Source organism: Leptospira kanakyensis (assembly GCF_004769235.1).
Lineage (GTDB): Bacteria > Spirochaetota > Leptospiria > Leptospirales > Leptospiraceae > Leptospira_A > Leptospira_A kanakyensis.
Window position 1 is genome coordinate 19,187 of sequence record NZ_RQFG01000018.1, and the last position, 23,245, is coordinate 42,431.

Sequence of the window (23,245 nt, forward strand, 5' to 3'; positions counted from 1 at the left end):
TCATCAAATCTAATTTTTGAGAGTGTTCAACATGCCGAATCCAACTCCGAACCAAAATCATTTTTTTCTTTCCGCTTACCCTATTTTAAAACGAAACCAACCCAGTCGTTTTACTTTTTTTGAAATGATCCGCGTGCCAATCGTATTGATTATTTCTATGGCAGTATTTCAATCTTCTCTTTTTGCAAAGTCAGAACCAAAACCAAAAGTTTTAATTGTGATGAGTGCTGCGAGAATACTTGTGTTAGATGAAAATCAAAAACACCCTACAGGAGTGTTTCTAAACGAACTCTACCATCCTGCCATTCATTTGAACCAATCCGGTTTTGACTTGGAGTTTGCCACTCCAAATGGCAAAACGGTTACACTTGATCCAGAAAGTTTAAAAGATAAATATTGGAACTCTAAAGAAGAAAAAGAAGAAGCCATTCGTTTTTTAAATTCACTTTCTTCCTTTCAAAAACCAATTTCACTCGAATTGGCCATTAAAAACAATCAAAGTTATATCGGGTTACTCATTCCTGGAGGACAAGGACTGATGACTGACTTGTTGTATGATACAAATCTTCCCATTTTACTTTCAAGATTTCAAGAACAGGAAAAAACGATTGGTCTCGTCTGCCATGCACCAGCTTTGTTACTCACACTTCCATCCGGTTCTAAGGGAGAAGGATTTTTATTCCAGGGTTATCATGTGAACTCAGTTACAAAAATAGAAGAATGGTTTATCGAATCATTTGTAATGAAAGGAAAACCTAAAGTTAGAAAAATTTCGGATTTATTAAAAGAACGCGGAATGATATATGAATCTTCTGTTTTTCCGGCAAGCGGATATGCCACAAGAGATAGAAACTTAGTCACTTCACAAAATCCATTCTCAGGAGAAGAATTCACCAAACTTTATTTAGATGCGCTTAAGGATACTTTAAAAAAATTCTCTTTTTAATCCGGCTGAGTGCCACGTTTGTGATTCCCAAATAGGCAGCTTGGTCTATTTGGGAAATTCGATCCAAAACATGCGAATATTCCTGAATGAACTTTTTATATCTTTTTTCAGGTTCCAGGAGTAAAAAATCAGCAACACGTTCTTCTTTTTTTAAATACAATTTCGAAAGGAATTGGATGAGAAAATTTTGATAACCATTTTCTTTTTCCATTTTGGATTTGAATTCGTTAGCTGTTAATACAATCACTTCACTAGGTTCTATTGCAATGATGGAATAGGGAATGGGTTGGTTTTCCAAGACACTTGGTAAACTTCCTAGAATTCCATCTTCGAAGATAAAGGATTTGATCCATTCCTTTTTTCCATGTTTATAAATGAGTTTGAATCCACCACCGACAACCAAACCAACGCTATATAAAGGTATTCCCTTTTTAGCAAAATATTCTTTTTTCTTTAGTTTGATGGTTTTGCCGTGAGCCATAAAAAACTGACGGATTTCTTCAGAACCTATGGGTTTGGGTAAGACAACTTTCATTGGAACTGAGTTTTAAGATTATTGTTTCTTTAGAGCCTGTCTACTGATTCTTTCCATTAGGACTTTTGTAAGAATAGAAAAATGGACTACAAAGTTCTTCGACTCAATCCTAAAAATAGGATGGTTAATTAAAAAATTTCGACAATTCTTATATACCTACCAGGGTATATAAGTCTAAAGGATAGGAGTCGAATTTATGTCAGAAAATTTACCAAAAAGTTTTGAAGAGTTGGTTCGGACACACGAGAAACCGATCCTTGTGGATTTTTGGGCCCCGTGGTGTGGTCCATGCAAAATGGTGGCTCCTGAACTAGAAAAATTGGCAAAAGATTGGAAAGGGAAAGTATCCATCATCAAAATCAATACGGATGAAAAACAGGAAATTGCTGGAAGATACGGTATCACGGGAATCCCTACAATGATTTTGTTTAAAGATGGAAAGGAAATTCATCGTATTTCCGGTGCTATGCGAAGTGAAGAACTTAAAAAAGTATTCGGTGGGATGATCTAAGACAGGTCAATTTTTTACTTGTCTCCGCTGAAAGTGTTGGGGAAAGTTTGTATCTGCCGAGGTACATCCTTTGAAAAAAATAATCCTAACACTTTTGGTTTTCTTTGTTCTATTTTGTAAAAATAGTCCAATAGAAAATTCCATCGTTATCGAACGAATCCAAGCAGCATCCTCTGCTGATGGCACAAGCCCCATCAATGTATTCATCTCTGGCAAACATTGGAAACCGGAATCCAGTTTAGATGGGATTACCATTTTTTTCTCCAATGGGGCCAAATGGAACCAATCTGGAAAAACAGATGGACGTTCCTTTTTTAATGAAATTTCTATCGAATGCAAAGACAAAAAGGGATATGTTGCCTTTTATAAAGACGGCAGTTATGCGACAAATTTTGACTGCTCGAAAGAAACCCCACAAAAAATAAGATCCAATGGAGTTCACGTAATTTATTTATTACCTGAATCAGGGAATGGAATCCAAACAGTTTCGTTTTTCCAAAACGGTAAAAAATTGGATGTAGTTTATCCAGAACCCATTGTCGGCCAAGTCACAGCTAGTAGCACACTTCCTAACTATCCCGCATATAGTTTGTTTGATGGTAGTATCGATTTTGCTTGGGTAGAAGGTGCAAAAGAAAATGGAGAAGGTGAATCTTTTCAAATTGAATTAGAAGACAACGTTGATTTATCAGGTTTGGAAATATTCAACGGTTATCAAAGATTAGATGCTTTGTTTTATAAAAATGGGTCGGTGACTGAGTTAACTGTATCCAATGAATCAGACACTTTTCCGATCAAAATCGCAGACAAACAAGGTGGGCAAAGGATTTTTTTCCCAAAAACAATATCAGGGAAAAAATTTACATTCACCATCCAAAAAGTTCGACCAGGAAAAACTTGGAAAGACACTGTCGTCGCAGAAATCATCTTACTGGGAGAAAAAGGAAAACGATTTACTGTAGTTGATAAAAATGCTGATGAATTCAAAAGGTCAGTCCTTTCAAAAACAAAAAACACAATCCTTTCTGGGTTTGTAAACAAAGCGGTTTTTGGGAATGTTTCTGATGGTCGATTGGATTATGTATTTCGTTCGAACGGTTCTTTTGTCATTTGGAAAGATGACGTGTCCGAAAAACGAGTATTAGATGGGAACTGGGTATTACTTGATGCTTCACCTACCGAAGCAAAAATCAAAATTTTTGGACGCGACCATAAGGTTGTCACACAAAGTTTAGATTCCAATAGTCCTTACGCAGAAACCACAGAAGAAAAATCGACTGTTATCTTTGGTGATACACTTACCGTTAAAAAATCTGCCAATGGATTGCAGATGATTGGCAAAAAAGTCCAAATCACAGACTAAATTCCATTGTTCGGTAAGGATATTTATTGGTATGGTGTCCAAGCAATTTCCCTTTTAGAAACGGGGAAGTTGCATTCGCCAGACCATTCACCTGTTTTTCATATTGTAGCTTTTTTGTTTCGGATTTTTGGGGTCAGTGATGAAACTTTATTATTTTTCCAGATACTAACGTCCGTTTGGCTTATTTTTTCTCTCTTTTTTTCTAGGTATTTGATTTTTCCAGTAAAAGAAACTCCAAACCAAAGAATCAATTTCATTCCCAGTATTTTGGTTTTTGTTTTGGGTTTTTTATATCCCAAACAAAGTTGGGCTTTAGGATTTTTGATTCTAAGTATTGGTTGTTATTTTACCACTAGGAGAATTCCAAAACTATCAGTAACATTCTCACAAAGATCGATTCCAGTTTTTTCATCTTTGGTATTGCGGTTTCGGTGGGTCATCTCCGGGATCTTGTTTTTATTTGCCCTTTGGTTTCATCCAATGGTAACATTGTTTGGTTTTGGGATTTTAGTTTTTTATATTATCCCTGAAAAGGTTTACCCAGCGGTTTTTTGTTTTGCCGTCATCCTTCCCTTTCTTTTCCCTCAAAATCCCAATGGAAGGTTTTATGGCGATAAAGAAATTTTTCCATTATTCGCAGCATTCGCGTTAGCTGGATTTGGAATCCTTTGGGACTGGATTTTTTTGGTATTTGGAAAATCAGAATCTAAGTTCTTTCGAATGCGAAAGGCCTTGGCTTTTTTTGGGTTTTTACTGATACTTCCAATCTTTCATTTTGCGGATATACAATACCGAATTCTTTTGAGTTTGATTCTTGTGGTTCAGGTTTTTGTTATATGGAATCGATTCCAATTTTTGATTTGGATGGCAAGCACAGGGCTTTGGATTTTTACATTATTTACTAGCCCTAGTTTATTTCGTTATTCTTATGAATATATGTGGATTCCGGGTGAATCTATGGCTTCAGTCCCTAACAATGGTTTACTTGTGGCACACCACGGTTTTTGTGAATACTACCATTTTCAATTTCGGAAAGATTGTTTATCTTGGGAACCGGATACAAAAGCAATTTCTGAATTGCCGGAAGGCACAGAAATCTACCGAGCTGTTTATGGAATTCGGTATGAGAATTTGCTCGCAAGTAAAGATGAAAAGAACCAACCAATTTTTTCATTTGTCCAACCTTTAGGTGAATACCAACTTGTTTTAGAAAAAGATTGGCAACGATATCGTTTGTGGTTAGAAAAAAGGAATTCGAAATTTTTATCGATCGCAAAGTCTTGGAAAAATCCTTACAGACAGCGCCCTGAATTTATAAAGAGAAAACAATCCTATGGGCTTTAGTATTCAAAGAAAATCGATTCCAGGTATGCATCGAAAGATCAATCGAGGAAATTTTCGACTTTTTTTTGGCAAAATCTATTTTCAATGGAAACGTTATTTAATTTGGTTTCTGGAAAGAAAATCCTTTGTTACCTCAAAAGTATCGTTGGAAGAGATGGCCCACAAATTTCCCATATCTTTTTTTAAACATAGTTCTCCCATCTATCGCAAACTGAGAGATGTGCCTATGTATCTTCAAGAAAACAAAAGGGTTAATTTGAGTATCGCCATTTCTAAGTTAGATGGAATCATTATTCAGCCAAACCAAGTTTTTTCGTTTTGGTATCTTGTGGGGAAACCAACAAAACGCAAAGGATATTTGCCTGGGATGCAACTTAGGAATGGTAGTTTTATTGAACGAACTGGCGGTGGACTTTGCCAAATGGCCAACCTCATCTATTGGATGACTTTACACAGTCCATTAGAAGTGAAAGAGAGATGGCGGCATAGTTTTGATATTTTTCCTGATTCGGAAAGAACTCTCCCTTTCGGATCGGGTGCCACTTTGTCCTACAATTATATCGACTTACAAATCAAGAATACAACCAAACAGTCATTTGTATTGCATCTTTGGATTGAGGATGATTTCTTAAAAGGGGAATGGTTTTCCGATGTGGAAAATCCGTTTATCTACCAAGTCTACGAATCCTACCATGGATTTCATGCAGAACCTTGGGGAGGTTATACAAGAAGGAATACCATCCGCAGAAAAAAAATTTCTAAAGATACAAAAGAAATTTTAGAAGATGTGTTGGTTACAGAAAATACCGCTTGGATGATGTATGAACCACTTTTGGAGTCCAAATGAAATTAATTGTTGTTACCATATTTTTAGGATTTCCATTTTTATCTTTGGTATCCCAACCAACAGAAAATAAACTCAAAGTTTTGGATCGTAAAACCTACGAACTTTCCATACAGAAAAATCCAAATAAAGAACTGATCAACTTAGAAAAGAAAATTCCTGAAATTCTTTTGGATATCAAATACGCAACTCCCGATAATTTTACCAAACAAGTTATCTATAAGGAAGCCAAAGCCTTTGCCAGAAAACCAGTGGCAGAAGCACTAAGAAAAGCCAACCTTGAATTTTTACAACTTGGATATTCGATTAAAATCTTTGATGCTTACAGGCCATACAGGGCCACAGTCAAATTTTTTGAGATTGTGGGTGATACAAGGTATGTGGCTTCCCCAAAAACCGGATCTAGGCATAACAAAGGTTGTGCGATTGACTTAACTCTTGTGGATCAAAAAACAAAAAAGGAACTTCCCATGCCAACGGAATACGACTCCTTTCGAAAGGAAGCCTGGGCCGAATCCACCGTTACTGATCCAGAAATTTTAAAAAGCCGAACAATTTTGATCAGTACACTCAAGCAATATGGATTTCGTGTGAACAAAACCGAATGGTGGCATTATGATTTTTTAGAATGTTCCGGCTTTGAAGTTTTGGACATTCCCTTTGAGGAATTGGAGTAGGGATTTAGATTTCCACCCAGATAACATTAAACTATCTCAAACACAGCTAAATGGTCGTTTGGTTATGGAAATGAATCGACTTAAGTTTGTAATTGATAGTCTGTAACTGATATTATGCACTCTACAAGTTATGCTCAGAGATACATATTCTAAAAAAACTACCTTCATTTATATTCACTGAGGATGAACTCAACTACAACGCGTTAGATTATTACAGTTTGGTTTCATTTGTGTTACATATTAATTACAGCTTGGTTTTACAAAGTTTGAATGGAAAATTTTGTTGACTCTATCAATCGTTAAGCATTTTGATTTTAAAATATATAAAAAGATTCTATAAGAAGTTTATGCGTAAAATACAATATAAGAAAATTAAACATGCACAATACATTCAATATTGCTTCTATCATAAGAAGGAAGTCTTTATCTGTTAAAAAAACTATTATCCTGCTTGTAATATTTTTTTCTTCTGTAAACTTTTTTGCCTTTTTCTCTGGGTTAGAAGAATCAATCATTCCTCAACAAATACCTGAAGTTGAAGTGAATTCTGCAGGAATGCCGTCATTGGCATATCCAATTACTTTGCCGAAGGGAACCGGTAACTTAACACCTGAAATTATTCTAAATTATAATCCTAAATCTATAGGAACCAATCTTGGTGACGGATGGCAACTTTCTGGAATCGATACAATCCGTAGAGATAATTCAGTAGGCATTAAACGAGCATTGGACGATTCGTTTTATTCTGATGAGTTAGGAAGACTAATCAAAAGCCAAACGATTCCTAATGGATATTATGCGTCAGAAGATTCAAAAGATATATTCACAATGTTTGTTTCTTCCTCTTGTGAAGGAGGGCCATGTAATTGGGAAAGAAAGACGGGTAATGGAATTTCTATTGAATACGGGAATCTTGTAAAATATGCAGAAAACACAAATATAGGAAAACTTTGGACTGTTTCAAAAATATTTGATCGGGATGGAAATGAAATTTCGATAAATTATGATCAAACTTTACAATTGGCAAAGAACCAAGCCATTCCTACTGAAATCATTTATGGAAATGGAAAATATCGTATTTTGTTTGAATATCAAAGTTCGCCAATTAGCAGAATATCTTATGAAGATAGTGGATTAACCAAGCAAGATAGATTGATATCTGATATTCGAGTTTATTTTGAAGATGAAAAAATTGAAGATTACCATTTCGTATATGATGTAGATCAAAATAGTTCTATAAAATTAGTAAGACTTGAAAGAGACGGCTATGAGCCAATCAACATGGACTATGCCAAGATACAAACAAATTTGTCAAACCGCATCCATGGAAATTCTTTCCCGGTAGAGAATGGTCAATTAAACCATTTTTATAAATTTTCTGATAACGGAAGATGCACTGGTTCATTGAATATTTGTGCAACTACTCTCGTTAAGGCTAATCCATTTACGGCTTTAATGTGTTTGTTTGTAGCAATAAGAGACACCAACGACTGTCATACCGGAATCGAAAAATCGTCTGTCTCTTTTGCTGACGTTAATGGAGATGGAAGAGTTGACTTTGCTAGAATTGTTGATGCAGGCATGCAGACTGGATCATTCCCATTTGATACAGCGCTGTTTGGAAAAAAATTAGGAAAGATTCAAGTTAATAAAGCCGCCAAACAGGGAGAATTCATATCTCTTGGAGGTAATTTTGTTCACTCTGATAGTTTTATAAATACGGAGGTTACGAGGATTATTCCCGGAGATTTGAACGGTGATCGCATGTCAGATTTTGTGATCATAGAAGACTATGATCTTCCTATAAAAGTTGCTATCTCCAACGGAAATAGTTTGCCTATCATCAATACCAATATTATATTAAGACAACCAAGACCAGATAAAGAAAGATGGTTTTATTTAAGACCAGATCAAAAAATTTACCAACATTTCGTTGATTTCGATAATGATGGATTAACTGATTTTATTCAATTTGAAGATGGTGGTTTAAAATTCTATAAAAGCAATGGTAGTGGATTCAATTCGGGAGTTTTTCTTTCTGGAATCGATGGTTATCGATTTGGACAATCTGGGCAACAATTTGTAGACTTAGATGGTAATGGTTATCCTGATTTCATCAGTTTCACAAATATAGACAATGAAGAAACTAGAACATTGTTATATTCAATGTATGGATCATCAGGATCGAATATCAATAGTGGTTCAGTCCGAATTGGAACTGATGGTCTTTATGCGAATTTTTATTTTGCTGATATAAATGGTGATCGTCGATCTGAATACGTTTCCGTGACGCAAAATGGGGATTTGAAAATTCGTATGTTTGACGGAAGAAATTTTCAAGAACCTTATGTAGTGACTTTGGAAGGCGTTTATTTTAATAAAGATCTTACTAAGAGTTCTTCGCAATTGGTGGCGGATCCTTATTTGTTGGATTTGAAAAGAGACGGATCTCCTTTAGATAAAATCATTCAAACCGAAATCTCTCCTGGTTCAGAAAAGATTACGCTCTACTTACATGATAATTCAAGTCAATTTACTGAGTCCATAGAAATCAGTGCTGCGTTCCCGTCAGGAGTTTATAACGGTAACACTAGCCCTACATTTTATGATTTAGATAAAGATGGCGAAAATGATGAAATATATGTTAGACTACAATCAGCAACAGAACTTTTTTTAATCGTAAAATATAAAAGAGACGATTACATATTCGAACATAAACTAGATACGGCTAAATTATTTAATCAAGCTAGTTTAAGTGACCAACCAGATTATCCAAAAATGACGGATCATCTATACGATAATTTAATCAGAGGTAAATCATTCGCAGATGTAGATGGGGACGGAATGGATGATTTTATTTGGTATGACGGTTCACAAATTCGAGTATCGTATGCTAGGTGGAGTTCAGGAAAAATAACATATAAATCTTCTGGTGATGATGCCTTTCCTGCTGGCGGGCTTTTGGCTGCTTTAGATTTTAATCATGATGGCCAAAGTGATTTCGTAGGTATCAATGTTCAAAAACAAGCTTTGTTTGAAAATATTAATTTTTTAGATGTCAATCGTGATACTCCTTGGGTAAATAATGCGGTCATTACTTATTACAATCAATCGAATGTTTTGCCAACAGGATTTATTACTTCAATAAATAATGGAAATGGAGAAAAAAGAACAGATATCAGCTACACCCCCAGAGGTAAGTTACTCAATTTAAATGCGCAAACATCTGCTTATCCAATAGTTTCAAATTTAGATGGAGGGTTCTTAATCAGTTCGATTAAAAACTTTAGCGCAACAGTTGAAACGTCAGAATCAAAAATAGAATATGAACAAGATAAAATTCAACTAGGTGGATTGAACGATAAAAAATACTTGGGTTTTAAAACCCTAAATGTATATACCAGCTTAATGGGTACACCATATACCCAAACTAAATATTCATACAATCATAATGCAGGCAATCCTGGAATTGGAAAGTTAATCAAAGTTGAAGATTTTATTAATGCTCACAATATAAAGACAAAAGAATATTCTTACTTATCAAAAATAATTCCGTCAGGATCAAAATTTTATCTAACTCAACAAGTATTAGAATCTACCGACAAAAATGGAGTCTTAGAAAGTCAAGTAACTGGTTTTGACTACGATGCCTATGCAAATATTGCCAGAGAAAATATTTCGATAGGTGGACATGTTATTTTAAAAGAAAATACTTTCAGTGTAGATCCGATAAATTATCTTCTAGAGCGAAAAAGTAGGGAGAAGGTGTTTTCAGATGGCTTTTTAATTAAAGATAACACATACGAATATAATAATCATCAAATTGTTAGGATCACACAATTTGCGGATAATCCAAAGTCTCGGTCGAAGTCATTTACTTACGATTCTTATGGAAACGTAAAATCAGAAAGTGACTATCTGGGCAACATTTCCCAGTACGAGCATGATGATAAAATTCATTTATTTCAAACTAAAATCATTAACCCATTAGGTCACATATTTCAAAAGCAATATGAATATAAGTTTGGTAATCTCTTACAAAGTATCGATCCAAACGGTGCGTTATTTGAATATGAATATGATAAATATGGTAGGCGAATTAGAGAAAAAATTCCAGGAAACTCGGATTGGACCTTGGAAGTTGAGTATCAAAATACGGGAAGGACTGGCGCATCCATTAAAAAAACGGAGAAAATCTCTGCTTCACAAGAAATAGTTTCTAACGCATATTTTGATTCTTTCAATAGGCTAGTTAGAGAAGAAAAGCTACTTGAAAATGGATTAAAACTCATAAATACAAAGAAATATTACCCAAATGGAAAGGTTGAAACTGAAACAGAAGATGATATAGAAGGATTGTCTGGTTTCACGACAAAGTATTATAAATACGATCCGATTTATGGATCTCCCATCGAAGTAATCAATAGCAACGGAATCGTAGAAAAGTCAGAAACGAATGGTTACGAGACTACTGTCACTGTGCTAAAAAATGGAAGTGAACTACATAAAGAAATCATAAGAAAGAATTCTTTAGATCAACTCGTGTATCGCAATTTTGGATCAGGTGTTTCATATACTTACGATTATAACAAACAAGGGAAATTAATAAGAGCAACTGATTCACTTGATAGATTCGTAAATTTTTCATATGATGTTTATGGGCGTAAAATTACTCAAATTGATGCAATTGCAGGTTCATTCGAGTATCAATATGATGCGAATGATAATATTCTATTGCAACGAGATTCGCAAGGTAAGGCTCAAAACTTCACTTATGATGAACTCAGTCGAAGAAAAGAGGTTAAAAATACAAATGGAAATGTTAAGGTAAAGTTTGAATATGATTTTTCCTTAAATGGTATGGGTAGAGTAGCGGCTATACAAGACGATGGAGGATTAGTCTCTTTCGAGTATGATTCGAGAGGGAATGTTTCTAAAAGTGTTAGGCGAATTGATGATCTAGTTTTAGTTGAAAATGCGACTTATGACAATTTAGATCGGACTACTGAACTACAATATCCGGAAGGATCGATTGCACATTACAATTATTCCAAAGGTGGTTATTTAAGTTCAATTTTATTAGATATACCTAGAGCCGGTAGTTACAATCATAACTTGGTTCAATATTCAGTTGAACCTGAAGACGATATTGTATTTAAAATTAATAAAATTTTTGGAAACGGAGTAAAAACTGAAATATTCACCTCAAAACAAGATAAAAAAGTAAAATCATATAAAACATCGAATCTTTCTGGAGTATTATTTGAAAGTATTGAGTTAGAATATGATGCTGTAGGGAATGTTTTAAAGCGAACAGATCATAAGAATCCTTCTAGAACTCAAGAATTTGTTTATGACGCCCACAATAGAATTACGAATGCAATAGGAAAATATGGGGTTGAAAGTTATTCATATAATGCGAGCGGTGATATATTAAAAAAAGGAAATTTAAATTACCAATATGACTCCGTTGGAATGTTATTATCGGTTTCTGATGAAAATCAAACCACACATACATTCAATTATGATCGTAGCGGAAAAGTGATACAAAAAAATAATGATAATTTATCGTATGATGACCTTGGAAGAATGAAGGAATATAATTCTTCGGAAACAGGAAATACAACGTTTGCTTACGATTTTTCTGGAATTCGAATCAAGAAAACTAGTGAATTAAACAATAAGACTGTTATTTCTCTTGGTCGAAAATTTGATGTTACACGGACTCCTGGAAATCCAGATCAGTATACCCTGTACTTCGAAGGTGCGGCAGATGAATTGATCGCCCAATTATCAACTTCAGATGCCATCTTGGTAGCTGAAAATCAAGTTTTTAATCCAGGTAGCCATGGCCTTGCATTTATAGGTAAAATTAAAAATTTATTCAAAAGTGTTTCTAAATTTGAGAATGTTAAGACTTATTTTTTCTCCTCCACTATTTCATTAGCTTTTCTTTTGATTTTTCCTTTGAGCAGAAGGATTGGCATTAAATCAGCAACTCCATTGCTACTTCTCTGCGTGATGAATCTAAGTAATTGCGGTATGATTCTTCCGGGCGGTGGAGAACAAGGGACACCTCCCTGGTTAATTTTCCCAACTCAGATCAATGCAAATACTCCTAGCATAGGAACACCAATTGATATTGGGCTCCAAAATGGTACTCCAGTGAATGGGTTAGTTTTTTTCCATACTGATCATTTAGGAAGTATCACAAAAGTATCAGATGGATTTGGCAATGTAGTAAGTGGAGGAATGGATAGTGGCGCGAGTTTTGTTTCTTACAAACCTTATGGTGGGATCTTGCGAAATGATTCATCTGGACCTGATATTTTTAAATATAAATATGAAGGCAAAGAAGAAGATGTAACTACAAAACTATTATATTATAATTCTCGATATTATGATCCTGAAATAGGAAGATTTTTACAACCAGATACTCAAATTATGGCGGACCAACTCTTCGGCATGAATCGGTTTATGTTTGTAAATGGAAATCCTATTATGAATACGGATCCATCGGGAAATAATGCTCACATTCACATGTTCAATCAGATCATCCGAAAAATTGTCGGAGCAGATAACAAAACAATGGTTCGGAATATTAAAAAAGATATTCTCAATGCACTTGCTGAGTCGGACAATGTTTTCCTTTCATTGGCTGCTAAAAAACATATCATCGATAGAAACAAAAGAGATCTCAAAGAAGCTCAAAGAGAAAGAGCAGTCGTTACTGGAGTTATGGCTGTGATTGCCGTTGTAACAGGCGGGATAATGCTTTGGGGGAGTCCAGGTTGGGCTGCCGCTGCCGCACCATTTTTTGGTGCTAGTGCAGGGTATGTTGCTGGTTCAGCTATAGGTTACACTGTCGGCGGCTATATTGGTGAAGGAAAATGGGATGAACGAAGTGCCATCATGGGTTCAGTGATAGGCGGAGCTATAGGCGGGGTATTTGGTGGATTACAAGGTATGGGTTATTCAAACGAGATATTGACTAAAGGCGTAAATGGAGAAGCTGCAGTAAGTCCTTATTGGGGAACTTATGTTTATGGTGCAGATAAATGGTTTTATAGCCCCGATTTCTTTCCTGGATGGATAAAGTGTGTATTATTTATGAAAGGAGCATCAACATCTGTTGCCAATATCACAAATAATAAACCAAACGCTTACGGTGATCTCGCGATAGACTTTTTGAATTTTTTGACTCCCCTGCCATTGATTACAATTACAGATTATAATTCATATTCTCATGAATTAAATCGACTTAATAAATTAGGAAAAAGGGATGTATATTAAATATTTATTTTTATTGCTTTTACTACTTTTGGCATCTTGTTACCCGAGCGTAGTAAAAGTGCATTCAGTTTATCATCCGTATTTAATCAAAAATCTTTGCAATGTTTCGATCCTTGGAAAATTCGATCGTGTTAGATCAATTTCAATTTTCTTGGAAGAAGATAATATTCTAGATTTAAATGCGGAAGAAGTTAGAGAAAAAGAAATATTTCTAGATCAAGGCTCAGAATATTTTTTTCCAGTTGAGTCATTTAGAGATTCTGTTTTTAAGCAAAAAATACCATGTAAAAAACAAACAATTCGAGTTAGGTATGTTATAAGTGATGGAACGCAGATTTTGGATATTAAAACTAAAGGTTTGAAAATCCAAAATTTTGTTATTAAAGATTCAAAAGAAGGATTGTTCTATAATGAGAAAAAGTAAATGGATTTTGTTTATTTTTGTGTTTAGTCTCTTTTCTATCTTGGATCTACATGCTTTTCCAAATTATGTACCTCCTATCCCAGAATATAGATTAAAAATCGTTCCTTTAGAGGATTTTAATGAAACTTATATCATTGTTCAAATCTTGAATAAAGAAAGTAAGAATGATAGATTGCTTTATACGTCAGGAATACAACAAAGAGAATCAAGATTTCAGAGTATTACTTTAAGCCACAGTCCAGTAGTCGGAATTAAAGTAATTCCATATTCTTCAATCAATGATTCAGAGTATTTTTTAAAAGAAGCAAATTCAATTCGGCAAACTCAGATTAAAGAAAATTGCAGAAATTACTTTCCTACGTCAAAAGGTAAAAAGAATTATTTGTTATTTTTTCGCGACGATAGAAGAGAATTTGGCCAAGAATATTTTCTACAATATGAAATCTGGGAGGATTTCGAAATCCCACCAAACAAATCTCTATATATCGAAATCGATATTGTAAAGCGAGAACACAAAACATCAATTATAGACACTCCCGCTGATATTTTTGCTGATATGTGTAAATGAAATGCCTTTAGAAACTATGAAACAAATGATTATTAAAAAAATTTTTAGCCTTTCGTTCACTTTATTAATTTTTTACAATTGTGATTCGGGAAATGATAACAAAGACACTCAAAATCTTTTATTTCTTTCTCTGCTTAACAATGGCTCAACTTACACTAGCAATGTAAAGGTTAGTTTGTATGCAGGTTCTAGTCAGCGCCAATCTGGAGGGATCGATGGTGACAGGTTTAGCGCAACATTCAATCGCCCACGGGATTTGGTGTATGTGAGCTCGGACAAAAGTCTATTAATCGTTGATAATGAAGGTAGGAAAATCCGAAAAATTGATGCATCAGGATCTGTTTCTACCTTTGCAGGAGCTCTCGATGGTTCATTTGGTGATACAGATGGAATTGGAACGAATGCTCGATTTAAAAATATATTAGGAATCACAAGGTGTCCAGATGGGTATTTTTATGTAGCAGACTCATCTAATAGTTTGGTACGAAAGATCTCTGAAGCAGCTGTAGTTACAAAATTAACAGGTGGATATGGAAATGTTGACGGTAATCTTGCGGCAGCTCGATTTGGAATTCTACGGGATATTACTTGTGATAATACTGGGAATTTATTTGTAACAGATGGAAGTAATCATTCCATTCGCAAAATTGACACTTCTGGAAATGTCACTACTTATGCAGGTAGTACTTCAGGCGTTGCGGGTTTAGTGGATGGTGTCGGAAACGATGCAAGATTTACAGACCCAAATGGAATTAGTTTTGATCCTATATCTGGTAACTTGTATGTGTTAGGTTGCTGTGGCAGTTTTGCAGTGATTGATCAAAATAGAAAAGTTACTTTTGTGACAAAAGTTTTAGGTTATGTGAATGGAAATATTTCCCAAGCAAAATTTAGTTCACCGACCAATTTAGTAAATGATGTGGATGGCGATTTTATAATAGCTGACTCAGTGAACAATGCAATTAGAAAGTATACACGTGTTGGTGAAGTTTCAACATTCGCAGGTACGACATTTGGTGAGTTTGGGTTAGTAGATGGCTATGGAACACAAGCAAGGTTTAACGAACCTTCCGGAATTGTGGCTGGAGAAGGCCGTACTTTTTTTGTAACTGATTATCGAAATCATGTGATTCGAAAAATTGAATATTAATCATCATCTGACTCTATTAATTAAAATATCAAGTAAATGAAAATAATTTATCTATTTCTATTCTTTCTTTTCCTTTGTTCAAGTTTTGCTCTCCAAGCAGCAAAAATTCAGTTTTTTAATGGTGATGTTTTTTTTGCAGAATTAGTTTCTGAAGACGAACGTTTTCTTATTGTGAAATTTAAAAGTAGAAACTTTAAAATTCCTAAAAAAGAAATTGAGTTTTCTGATATTGCAAACAATTCAGCAAGTGATACTTCATATACTTTGTCAGTGTTTAGCCTTAGAGATGGAAGTAAGATCAAAGGAGCACTTGCTGAAGAGAAAAAAACAGAATTTGTTTTTAAAACAGAGATAGGATTTTTAGTAGTACTAAAATCTGAAATTTTGCCACCATATCCGACGAAAGTCACTAGCCCAGAAATGGATTCAAAATATTTACTCTACGAAAAAGATGAAAATCGAACTTTATTTGGAGGATCATTATTTCTTCTTCCGACATATCAACCTCTTGCTTATCAACATCCATATTTAATTGGTGGATCTATATTTACTGAACCTGCTTATCTAAAATTAAATCATAATTGGCAAGGAGGAGTTCGTATAGAAAATTATCAGTCAAAAGGAAAACTTTCAATATTATCAGGAAGTGTATATATTCTAAATAATGGAAAGTTATTCAATTGGGATATTTTAAGTTATTATACTTCGTTTGGGTTGGGTATTTCCCAAGTTTCTTACACATCTAAGGATAATCAATCTTACTCAGGTCAAAATACTATTATTAGTTTTGATTTTGGATGGCAAAAGACAATATTTCTAGATTCATTTTTACGCATTGGAATTAAAAACACCTGCTTTTTAGAACCTACTCAAGTCTACTGTGGTTCTGGTCTAGAAATGCAAACTGGAGTTTTCTTTTGAAGAATCATTATTTCTTTTTAGTATTTTGTTTGATATCTTGTACACAAACTCCATTCACAGAAGGAACATCTCAAGATAAAGTTAAAGTAAATTGGGCTGCCGCTGGTGCAATATCTGAAAATTCGGCAGTTCTTACTTGGGAATGCTCTTCTAAATCACTAGGTTTTGTGAATCTATCTGGTACTCAAACGAATCGATTTGATACATCATTTTTTGAATCGACACTTCATGCGGTACCTGTTAACGGATTGAAGGATAATGAATTGTTTCGAATGATTCCTTCTTGCGGATCTTCTGAATCAGGAATCGGATTCCCTGCTGAATTTAGAACTTCTGCTAGTCTTGAAACACTCTATAAAAGAGGTTTTTGGATTGTTGGGGGAACTGGTTCTGATAATTCACCTGTATCTCAAATAGATTTTTATGATCCAGTAAACGACCAATGGATTTCAGGAATCACTAACATACCAACTCCACGTATCAATGCACAAGTTGTGAGTCATCTCGGTAAAATATATATTATGGGTGGAATAACTAAGGTCGCAAATACAAATACATATACTGTAAGTAGAAGGGTTGAAGTATATGATCCTTTGGTAGGAAGATGGGAAACTTTATCTGATATGCCCAATACATTACAGGGAGGATTGGCTGCCTCTATAGGTGATGAAATCTTTGTTATTTCAGGTACAACAAGTCTTGATATGACTACAGGTACTGTTTTGAATACGGTATACCGATTTCTTCCTGGAGTAGGAGTTGGAGGTCAATGGTCTAATTATACTTCAAGTACAAGTATCTTTGGAAGAGTTGATATGAGTTCTTGCGATTACAATGGAAGTATTTTCATTACAGGCGGAAGGTTTTATCAAGATGGCCTCGCATACGGTACATCTGACGCTTATATTCCGTCTTTGAACTCCACAACCGGCAAAATAGAAGCATCAATTTCCATAGCACGACATGGAGCCGGTGCTGCATGTTATCGACCTAAAGCGGATGATCTTTATAACTCAGATCCGCCTATTTTCTTAATCGCAGGAGGTTCAACTAGTACTAATTTAAATCAACCGGTTACTTCGATTGCTGCATCGAACCGATTTGAGTTTATGGGTTTGGCTGGTCAGACAAATTCTTTTACTACCGGATCAAATCTTCCGGAATCACTATATGCGCCGTCAATGGAAATTGACTATTCAAGCAGAAAAGCATACCTTTTTGGTGGAGCAACATCAATCAATTTACCTGGAAATAAAGTGAGGACTTTGGATTTAACAAATATCACAGGAAATCCATGGGTTGAATCATCAACTACTATGCCTAGAGCTAGATTTGGTCATAAAGTAGTGATACTAAGTAGGTAAAAATGAAAAACTTTATTTTCATTTGTTGTTTATTTGTATCATCTACATTGATATCTCAAGAAATTTCTGAAATTACAATTAATTTCAGAAATGCACTAAAAACTAAAAACTTTGATTTAGCTGAGAATCTACTCACTGAAATGAGAAAAGAAGATCTTGAGTTAGCTAAGTATGAACTATTGGAGACCGAGTTATGGATTGAAAAAGGCGAATCATTATATCAAAACAATCAATTCAAAAGTGCATTTCCTTATTTTAAAAATGCTTATGAGAGGTGGAGAACAAATAACTTTGTAAGAGATCGTTATAATGAATTGAATTCAAAAGTTCTTAAAGATGAAAATTCAAATGTAAATATGAAAAATTCAAAAATTCAATCGGCTGGTTTAGCAACTAATAATAAAGAGATTATTGGGGAATTACAAATATTGAACAGTCATTTGCAAAATTTAACTTCTGGAATAAATTCGATTGATGAAAGAATGGAAAAATTGATTCAAGAGAATTCAAGAAATAATGCCTTACTGGTAACGGCTATAAGCATTCAAAGTTTGGTTTTACTTATTTTCTTAATTAAAAGGAAATAAACTTTTCTGAAATTTTAAAAAACCGTACGATTCTGATCAGTACACTTAGCAAATACGGATTTCGTGTGAACAAAACCGAATGGTGGCATTATGATTTTTTGGAATGTTCTGGGTTTGAAGTTTTGGACATTCCTTTTGAAGAATTGGAGTAGGGGTTTAAATTTCCACCCAGATAACATTCGTTTTGTGATCTGGTAAAGAAATTCCATCTTCTTCTAAAATAATATTTTTCAATCACCACTTCCCGCGCCAGCGATAGGAGAGGAAATCCTTCGCATAACAGATTTTATAATGATATAGGATAGGCTAGCGAAGGATTGGAGCGGATAGCGCGGTCGTTACAAGATTAAATATTAGTTTGTGATGCGATTCGAGGCGCCCGAAGAAAATAGGAAATAGTATTTATAAAATAAAAAAGCACCGAAGTTTCCCTCGATGCTTTTCAAGTTTTTGATTCCGTTTTGATTCTGTATTTGCGAATCAGAAAGAAATCAAAGTTTAGTTACACTGCGTTGACGACTAAATCTCCACCGGCTTTCACTTCACCAGCTTCGTTTTTTGCTTCTACAAGTACAGTTACCGTTTTTTTACCATCTTTTTCAAATTTCTTTTTGATGGTTCCAACGATTGTTAGTTTTTCGCCGAGTTTCGTCATGGCTTTGAAAGTCACACCAAAGTATGCGATGTCTTTTTGTTCAGCCCAAGAAGTACAAAGTCTTCCTACTTGCGCCATTACGTACATACCATGAGAAATGGTTCCATCAAGACCTGCTTTTCTTGCGAAGTCAGGATCGTTATGGATAGGGTTAAAATCTCCGGATGCTCCCGCATAACGAACTAAATTTGCATGTTCGATAACCGGGATGTCGAGGGAAGGAAGAGTCTGACCAACTTCTACTTTATCAAATTCGATTTTTGCCATTGTTAGCCTCCTTTATTAATCCTTACGAATGAAAATCGCCATCTCAGCAGAAAGGATGGGATCATTTTTTTCATCATAGATAGTTGTTTTGAAAGTTACGATTTCTGCTCTTCCTGATTTTACATCAGAAATTTCGGACTGTGCGTACACTTTGCCCGGATACAGAATTTTGTGGTACGTATACTCTTCTTTTAAGTGAAGGATTTTGGAAAGGTCAATACCGAGTTCGGCCATATCATTCCAAATCTTTGGGTATCCCCAAAACATAATGACAGTAGGGAAAGTTGGTGGAGCAGGAACATCAGAGTATCCGGCTTTCTTTGCTTCTTCTACGTCAAAATAGATTGGGTTTTTTTCGTTGATGGCGAGGCAAAATTCTTTGATCTTTCCTCGTTCCACTGTGAAATCAAAACGATCTAGTTTTTTTCCAACTATATCTTTGGTTATTGCCATTGGCATTTATCTCCTTAGTGTTTATCGATCCAAGCAACTAACTCTTTGAAGACGATGGCTCTGTCTTTTGGGAGTTCGTTCATGGTTTCGTGGTACAATCCGTCAAAAATTTTCATTGTTTTGTCTTTGGAGTTTACCTTTTCAAAGGCTTCCAAAGTTCCTTGGACGAGAGCAATTTGGTCCTCTTTTCCATGGAACATATAAATTGGTACATTGATTTTTGTAGCTGATTCCAATGCGAGTCCATAACAGTTGAGTAAGTAGTCACCTAAGTAGGCTCCCACGTTTCCGTGAACCAATGGATCTTTTACATAAGCTTCCACCACAGACTTGTCATGCGAAATCATATTGACATCAAGTCCAGTGGGAACTGTCAGAGTGGGTGCTAGTTTTGCTAAAAATCCACCGGCACCTTTTTTGATGTCCATCACTAGGTCTGTTTTGACTTTGATGGGAAGGGCACTACAAATGTAAGCATCTAAATCATTTTGGAAGTTGTCTGTGGCAGTATAAAGAAAGGTAACAGCGGCACCCATAGAGTGACCAAGTAGAGTTACCTTACTGACACCTTCGTTACGTTTGGCGATGTCGATGAGTTCTTTGAGGTCTGCAAAAAAATCAGAGAAATGAGTGATGACACCGCGGCGTCCATCGGATTTCCCATGACCTCTCGCATCGATGAGGTAAATGGCGTAATTGCGTTCTGCCATGGCTTCCAACAAAAAGTTGTAACGGCCACCGTGTTCCCCAATGCCGTGGTGGACAACGAGTACACGTTTGACTCCGGACTTTGGACGATAGATTTGGTAATAAATCGATCCGCCGTCTTTGTTTTGAAAGGTAGACTCCTCACGGGAGTAGGCTTGTTCCCAATTACTCATAGATGTCAATGATGGATGATAGAAACCTAAAAAGAAAGAACTTTTCCTGTTCGTCGGAAACCAGTTTCCCAAACTGGTTCCATATGCGAGCGACTCTTCCTTTCGCCCTTACGATCTGTTTTTGTCTCCTCAGCTGTTTGAACAAATCGGAAAGACGTTTCCCCGTGGATTTGGTTTTGGAATTACGAAATGCCAAATCCAAAATCTCTATTTCCAAAGATCCCTTACCCTACCATTGGAAAAAAAATCCCGGTCGCCAAAGTAACCTTCCCCTCTCTCGCAAATGGGAAAATACGCAAGTTACATTCAATACAGATAAAGAGATATTTTTAAACCATTCCTTGGATTCCCTTTTTTTTCCCCCAGGCCAGGAGTATGAATTCAAAGTCACTAAAGGAAATTACGAGTTTTCTTCGCTGATAGGATTGTTAGGCGAAAAAGAATTCCTAACGCAAATTACTGGAAAATTCAAAATCTATTCAGGGCAAAGCCTTTTAAAGGAATGGGATCTTTCTGGATCTGCGAAGGAGAGATGGGCTCCGAAAAAAGAAATTTTAGAGATTGGGGAATCTGGTTCCCTCAGGTTCGTTTGGGAAAGTGGAGACAGTTATCTTTTTGTCGGTGAACCTTTGTTATATCCAGTGGATGAGAATTCATCGGGAAAGAATGGAATCGGACAACCAAAATCTGTGATTCTCATTGTCATTGATTCGGCAAGAAAGGATTTTTTTGGATCTTATGGGTATCCTCATTCAGTCACACCGGTGATGGACGAGATGGCTAAGGAATCAGTGTTTTTCGAAAATCCATTTGCCAACGGGAACTGGACCAAACCTTCGATGATGTCATTTTTTCATTCGGAATATTCATCTAACCTTGGTTTGGGGAATTCTTGGTTTTCGACAAAACCCTACCAAAGAAAAGTTTATTATGGAAAAAAAAGAGACAACTTAGCCAAAACATTTCGGGAAGCGGGTTACTTTACCCAAACGATTATGAATAATGTTTTCTTTTTGGATTATACAACGGTTGGTTTGGATTTGGGATTTCATAATTCTTTCCAGGTGGGCATGGACATTGTGGATACAGAGGTTCTCACAAACAAGGCTGTCCAATTTGTTACCGAATACAAAAACAAACCTTACTTTTTACATTTCAATTTGAACACTCCTCATGCTTCTTATTCTCCACCACCGGAGGATATGGCTGTGGTTCGTTCCCTTGTTCCTTCCGATGTATTTTACAAATATGAGTCTCCAGTGCAGAGATATTTGGGAGAGATGCATTATACGGATCGGGACATTGGCAGGCTCATCGATACATTAAAAAAACAAGGAACCTATGATGAAACCATGATCATTGTCACAGGCGACCACGGGGAATTATTTAGTGCGCATCATGATTATAGTTATCATTTCATTATGCAAACAAGGTTTGGTCATGGAGAAACTCATTACGATGAAGAAATTAACGTTCCTTACTTTATCAAACTCCCCAAATCCATCCAAGGGAGTTTAGGATCAGAACTTGCGGGTAATGCAAACGGAAGGCAAATCCGAATTCCAGGCCAGTCTTCTTTGTTGTCTCTCGCTCCCACCATTCTAGGGTTTTTGGATTTATTGCCCAAAGAATCCACCTACCGTGGAGTCGATTATTCTTCTTGCATTCGCATAACAGGGATTTGTCCAAAAGAAAATTTCATTTATACTGAAGGAAGGATGTCGGAATCGGTTCGGACAGAAAATTATAAATACATTCGTCGTTATCCAGGATTTACTACAGTTAGGCGAACATCGGCAGGCGAACCACATACCATGGCAGAAGAATTGTATGACCTCACCAAAGACCCAGAGGAAAAAACCAACTTAAGTCCTTTGCCTGAAGGAGATAAACTTTTACAAATCGCAAGAGCAGACTTTCGTCGGGAAAATTTCTTAAAACGAAACCACTTGCGGATTTTGATTCCTCCTTGTTCTGAACCCCTTTGTCGTGACTCTCTTTCCTTAAATGTCCAAGGTTCGATTTATGATTGGGAAGTTTCGGATGCCATCCAACTGGGTTCCGGTTCTGCAAAAACAATTTCCTTACAAAAGGAATCGAAAGCGACAAAAACAAATGCAGGCCTCGGTGAAGAAGTCGTATTCAAAACTGTGAATCCAGAGCTTGGAGCCTTCTTTAGTTTTTCGCGGAATGGAAAAACGATTCCTGTTCGTTTTGGAAGGTATGGATTGGAATACCAAAGGTCTATGAGTCACTTAGAAGACTTAATTGTTTCGGAAAGACAACCAGAAGGATTTCCCAATTCTACTTTGCCTTGGGTGTATAACGATGGTGCCTTTAGTGGAACCAGAGAATCGGAAGTGCAACGTGAGATGGGTAAAGAGGTAAAAAAAATATTAGAAACTTGGGGATACATCCACGAATAATTGCTCGTATTCGCAAAGGGGTTCGTCTTATCTTAA

The 23,245-nt window shown here is 35.7% G+C and carries 18 protein-coding genes; 14 read left to right on the top strand and 4 right to left on the bottom strand.

Features of this window, described 5'->3' with window-relative positions; genetic code table 11:
* Positions 1 to 31 precede the first annotated feature (31 nt).
* A complete protein-coding gene (locus EHQ16_RS12605) occupies positions 32 to 946 on the top strand; it encodes a type 1 glutamine amidotransferase domain-containing protein (protein WP_135634053.1) in 915 nt (304 codons plus the stop codon).
* Here EHQ16_RS12605 and EHQ16_RS12610 read toward each other — a convergent pair.
* Entirely contained in the window at positions 915 to 1,481 is a 567-nt protein-coding gene (locus EHQ16_RS12610; protein ID WP_135634051.1) for a Crp/Fnr family transcriptional regulator, read from the bottom strand. The two genes, EHQ16_RS12605 and EHQ16_RS12610, sit on opposite strands and share 32 nt — an antisense overlap.
* A 196-nt stretch (positions 1,482 to 1,677) precedes the next feature.
* On the opposite strand from EHQ16_RS12610, the gene trxA reads away from it, so the two are divergent.
* From trxA to EHQ16_RS12670, 12 genes are all read left to right on the top strand, one after another.
* A complete protein-coding gene (trxA, locus tag EHQ16_RS12615) occupies positions 1,678 to 1,992 on the top strand; it encodes a thioredoxin (RefSeq protein ID WP_135634048.1) in 315 nt (104 codons plus the stop codon).
* Between the two features lie 70 nt (positions 1,993 to 2,062).
* Positions 2,063 to 3,355, top strand: a complete 1,293-nt coding sequence (locus EHQ16_RS12620; RefSeq protein ID WP_135634046.1) for a discoidin domain-containing protein — start codon at positions 2,063 to 2,065, stop codon at positions 3,353 to 3,355.
* A 6-nt stretch (positions 3,356 to 3,361) separates the two neighbouring features.
* Complete coding sequence (locus EHQ16_RS12625; protein WP_135634044.1) at positions 3,362 to 4,699, top strand: hypothetical protein; 1,338 nt, start codon at positions 3,362 to 3,364, stop codon at positions 4,697 to 4,699.
* Complete coding sequence (locus EHQ16_RS12630; protein ID WP_135634042.1) at positions 4,689 to 5,546, top strand: VanW family protein; 858 nt, start codon at positions 4,689 to 4,691, stop codon at positions 5,544 to 5,546. Before EHQ16_RS12625 ends, EHQ16_RS12630 begins: the two co-directional genes overlap by 11 nt.
* Positions 5,543 to 6,220 carry a M15 family metallopeptidase gene (locus EHQ16_RS12635; RefSeq protein ID WP_135634040.1) on the top strand — a complete coding sequence of 226 codons (678 nt, stop codon included), beginning with the start codon at positions 5,543 to 5,545 and terminating at the stop codon, positions 6,218 to 6,220. The genes EHQ16_RS12630 and EHQ16_RS12635 overlap by 4 nt, the downstream gene beginning before the upstream one ends.
* Before the next feature lie 378 nt (positions 6,221 to 6,598).
* On the top strand, positions 6,599 to 13,513 hold the full coding sequence (locus EHQ16_RS12640; RefSeq protein WP_135634038.1) for an RHS repeat-associated core domain-containing protein: 6,915 nt from the start codon (positions 6,599 to 6,601) through the stop codon (positions 13,511 to 13,513).
* Positions 13,503 to 13,937 (top strand): hypothetical protein, encoded by a 435-nt coding sequence (locus EHQ16_RS19510; protein WP_135634036.1) that lies wholly within the window; start codon positions 13,503 to 13,505, stop codon positions 13,935 to 13,937. The genes EHQ16_RS12640 and EHQ16_RS19510 overlap by 11 nt, the downstream gene beginning before the upstream one ends.
* Positions 13,924 to 14,505, top strand: a complete 582-nt coding sequence (locus EHQ16_RS12650; RefSeq protein ID WP_135634034.1) for a hypothetical protein — start codon at positions 13,924 to 13,926, stop codon at positions 14,503 to 14,505. Before EHQ16_RS19510 ends, EHQ16_RS12650 begins: the two co-directional genes overlap by 14 nt.
* Before the next feature lie 16 nt (positions 14,506 to 14,521).
* The gene (locus EHQ16_RS12655; RefSeq protein ID WP_135634032.1) at positions 14,522 to 15,655 is read left to right on the top strand and encodes an NHL repeat-containing protein; all 1,134 of its coding nucleotides are present in this window, start codon (positions 14,522 to 14,524) and stop codon (positions 15,653 to 15,655) included.
* Between the two features lie 36 nt (positions 15,656 to 15,691).
* Complete coding sequence (locus EHQ16_RS12660) at positions 15,692 to 16,576, top strand: LA_3334 family protein (protein ID WP_135634030.1); 885 nt, start codon at positions 15,692 to 15,694, stop codon at positions 16,574 to 16,576.
* The gene (locus EHQ16_RS12665; protein WP_135634028.1) at positions 16,573 to 17,940 is read left to right on the top strand and encodes a Kelch repeat-containing protein; all 1,368 of its coding nucleotides are present in this window, start codon (positions 16,573 to 16,575) and stop codon (positions 17,938 to 17,940) included. Before EHQ16_RS12660 ends, EHQ16_RS12665 begins: the two co-directional genes overlap by 4 nt.
* A gap of 2 nt (positions 17,941 to 17,942) precedes the next feature.
* Positions 17,943 to 18,527 carry a hypothetical protein gene (locus tag EHQ16_RS12670; protein WP_135634026.1) on the top strand — a complete coding sequence of 195 codons (585 nt, stop codon included), beginning with the start codon at positions 17,943 to 17,945 and terminating at the stop codon, positions 18,525 to 18,527.
* 502 nt (positions 18,528 to 19,029) lie between these two features.
* On the opposite strand, the gene EHQ16_RS12680 is transcribed toward EHQ16_RS12670, so the two are convergent.
* Genes EHQ16_RS12680 through EHQ16_RS12690 form a run of 3 tightly spaced genes read right to left on the bottom strand, consistent with a single transcriptional unit; the run spans position 19,030 to position 20,783 of the window.
* Positions 19,030 to 19,449, bottom strand: coding sequence for a MaoC/PaaZ C-terminal domain-containing protein (locus EHQ16_RS12680; protein ID WP_135579596.1), 420 nt, complete (start codon positions 19,447 to 19,449; stop codon positions 19,030 to 19,032).
* Positions 19,450 to 19,464: 15 nt separating this feature from the next.
* Positions 19,465 to 19,902, bottom strand: a complete 438-nt coding sequence (locus tag EHQ16_RS12685) for an FAS1-like dehydratase domain-containing protein (protein ID WP_015681966.1) — start codon at positions 19,900 to 19,902, stop codon at positions 19,465 to 19,467.
* Between the two features lie 14 nt (positions 19,903 to 19,916).
* Positions 19,917 to 20,783: an alpha/beta hydrolase gene (locus EHQ16_RS12690; protein ID WP_135634024.1), complete on the bottom strand. Its 867-nt coding sequence runs from the start codon at positions 20,781 to 20,783 to the stop codon at positions 19,917 to 19,919.
* 11 nt (positions 20,784 to 20,794) lie between these two features.
* Here EHQ16_RS12690 and EHQ16_RS12695 point away from each other — a divergent pair, with 11 nt between their 5' ends.
* On the top strand, positions 20,795 to 23,209 hold the full coding sequence (locus EHQ16_RS12695; protein WP_135635488.1) for a sulfatase: 2,415 nt from the start codon (positions 20,795 to 20,797) through the stop codon (positions 23,207 to 23,209).
* The last annotated feature ends 36 nt before the right edge of the window (positions 23,210 to 23,245 follow it).

What these genes read in the sequence shown, in the direction of transcription:
- trxA (WP_135634048.1), top strand. Translation starts at nt 1,678, where the DNA reads ATGTCAGAAAATTTACCAAAAAGTTTTGAAGAGTTGGTTCGGACACAC.
- EHQ16_RS12655 (WP_135634032.1), top strand. Translation starts at nt 14,522, where the DNA reads ATGAAACAAATGATTATTAAAAAAATTTTTAGCCTTTCGTTCACTTTA.
- EHQ16_RS12610 (WP_135634051.1), bottom strand. Translation starts at nt 1,481, where the DNA reads ATGAAAGTTGTCTTACCCAAACCCATAGGTTCTGAAGAAATCCGTCAG.
- EHQ16_RS12605 (WP_135634053.1), top strand. Translation starts at nt 32, where the DNA reads ATGCCGAATCCAACTCCGAACCAAAATCATTTTTTTCTTTCCGCTTAC.
- EHQ16_RS12690 (WP_135634024.1), bottom strand. Translation starts at nt 20,783, where the DNA reads ATGAGTAATTGGGAACAAGCCTACTCCCGTGAGGAGTCTACCTTTCAA.
- EHQ16_RS12640 (WP_135634038.1), top strand. Translation starts at nt 6,599, where the DNA reads ATGCACAATACATTCAATATTGCTTCTATCATAAGAAGGAAGTCTTTA.
- EHQ16_RS12660 (WP_135634030.1), top strand. Translation starts at nt 15,692, where the DNA reads ATGAAAATAATTTATCTATTTCTATTCTTTCTTTTCCTTTGTTCAAGT.
- EHQ16_RS12650 (WP_135634034.1), top strand. Translation starts at nt 13,924, where the DNA reads ATGAGAAAAAGTAAATGGATTTTGTTTATTTTTGTGTTTAGTCTCTTT.
- EHQ16_RS12685 (WP_015681966.1), bottom strand. Translation starts at nt 19,902, where the DNA reads ATGGCAATAACCAAAGATATAGTTGGAAAAAAACTAGATCGTTTTGAT.
- EHQ16_RS12695 (WP_135635488.1), top strand. Translation starts at nt 20,795, where the DNA reads ATGGATGATAGAAACCTAAAAAGAAAGAACTTTTCCTGTTCGTCGGAA.
- EHQ16_RS19510 (WP_135634036.1), top strand. Translation starts at nt 13,503, where the DNA reads ATGTATATTAAATATTTATTTTTATTGCTTTTACTACTTTTGGCATCT.
- EHQ16_RS12635 (WP_135634040.1), top strand. Translation starts at nt 5,543, where the DNA reads ATGAAATTAATTGTTGTTACCATATTTTTAGGATTTCCATTTTTATCT.
- EHQ16_RS12630 (WP_135634042.1), top strand. Translation starts at nt 4,689, where the DNA reads ATGGGCTTTAGTATTCAAAGAAAATCGATTCCAGGTATGCATCGAAAG.
- EHQ16_RS12670 (WP_135634026.1), top strand. Translation starts at nt 17,943, where the DNA reads ATGAAAAACTTTATTTTCATTTGTTGTTTATTTGTATCATCTACATTG.
- EHQ16_RS12680 (WP_135579596.1), bottom strand. Translation starts at nt 19,449, where the DNA reads ATGGCAAAAATCGAATTTGATAAAGTAGAAGTTGGTCAGACTCTTCCT.